Annotated in this window: 2 protein-coding genes; both read right to left on the reverse strand. The window is 69.1% G+C overall.

Features of this window, described 5'->3' with window-relative positions; genetic code table 11:
- Positions 1-427: 427 nt before the first annotated feature.
- Positions 428-736, reverse strand: coding sequence for a hypothetical protein (locus ACFWVP_RS34790; protein WP_384502170.1), 309 nt, complete (start codon positions 734-736; stop codon positions 428-430).
- Between the two features lie 76 nt (positions 737-812).
- Positions 813-1,106: a hypothetical protein gene (locus ACFWVP_RS34795; RefSeq protein ID WP_384502171.1), complete on the reverse strand. Its 294-nt coding sequence runs from the start codon at positions 1,104-1,106 to the stop codon at positions 813-815.
- Positions 1,107-1,209: the final 103 nt, after the last annotated feature.

Here is a 1,209-nt window from a genome sequence, read left to right on the forward strand (position 1 = left end):
GCGGGTACCATATCGCTGCGCGATATGCAAGCGAACACCCCCGCTTCGCGGGGTGGAAGCGGGACGCTGCGTGCCCCGCTCAACCCGACCGCTGCGCGGTCGGGTTGCCGCTCCGTTCGCTGCGCGTCCGGAGCGAACGGGACTTTGTCCCACAGCCGGTCTTCCGCTTCGCTGCAGACCGGCTGTGGCGGGTCCGCTGCGCTCCCCCGCTCGAAGGGACTTTCGGCTTCGCCTTCAGTCCCTGGGGCCCGCTGCCGCGGGCCGTGCTGACTGCGAGAGGGCTCATGCCGGTCGGGGCCTTCGCGTGGCGTAAAGGACGCCCGACCCGAGTGGCGAAAGGTGGAGTCCACCCCCGGCCCGTACCTCCTCCTAGGGGGCGGCCTACTACCTCCAACGTCCGGCATGGGCCGACTGCGGCGAAAAGGGGTCAGAGGTCACTGTCGATCCCGGTGACGGCCGGCGGGCCGAGCGGCGCGTCACCTTCCGGGATCCCTGCCTCCTTCAGCGCGGCTGAGACGAGCCTTGCGGCGTCCAGCTCCGCCTCGTACCGGTCCGGGGCATCAACCTCGAGGCAGACGGAGAAGGTGTTGTCCTCGTTCAGCGTGAGGAGGTTCAGGCCTTCACTCTCACTGACGTCCGTGTGCTGTGAGGCCAGCTTCCGTTCAAGAACCGAGCGCGCGGAGTCGGTGATGTCCGAGATGAACGTGCCGGGAACGGTGATGAGAAAGGTGGTCATGACGACTCCTCACATAGGTGAACCCACCGGGCCACGCCTGACGTGCAACCACGCCCTGAATTTGTGGGTGCCAGGCTCAGGCGCCCGCGTGGCGTGGGGCGGTGGTCCGTCGGGGTGTGGCGTGATGCGCCGGCTTGTGGACCGGGGCGGCCTGGAGGCGCCGCAACCACAAAGAGGCGGCGCCGAGCAGGCCGGTGAAGACCGCCAGGAGGAAGAGGGACACCCACATCTGCCGGCTCCCGGGGTGGACCCACCCCGTCCAGGCCGCAGCGGCCGTCCACAGCAGGACACCTGCCGTGTACAAGGTGCGGACTCGGCGCAGCTGCCGTACGGCCCGCAGGGACATGAGGTGTTCGGTCTTCGGTGCCATGCGGCCCGTATACCCCCATCCGCGCCACTCACCGGGGTGGGGCGTCGTCCGGATGGCGCGAGGCGCGTCTGTCTGTCCCTGCTGGTCCAGCAGGGACAGACAG

The sequence above is a fragment of the Streptomyces sp. NPDC058637 genome, assembly GCF_042717325.1.
Taxonomy (GTDB): Bacteria; Actinomycetota; Actinomycetes; order Streptomycetales; family Streptomycetaceae; genus Streptomyces.

What these genes read in the sequence shown, in the direction of transcription:
- ACFWVP_RS34790 (WP_384502170.1), bottom strand. Translation starts at nt 736, where the DNA reads ATGACCACCTTTCTCATCACCGTTCCCGGCACGTTCATCTCGGACATC.
- ACFWVP_RS34795 (WP_384502171.1), bottom strand. Translation starts at nt 1,106, where the DNA reads ATGGCACCGAAGACCGAACACCTCATGTCCCTGCGGGCCGTACGGCAG.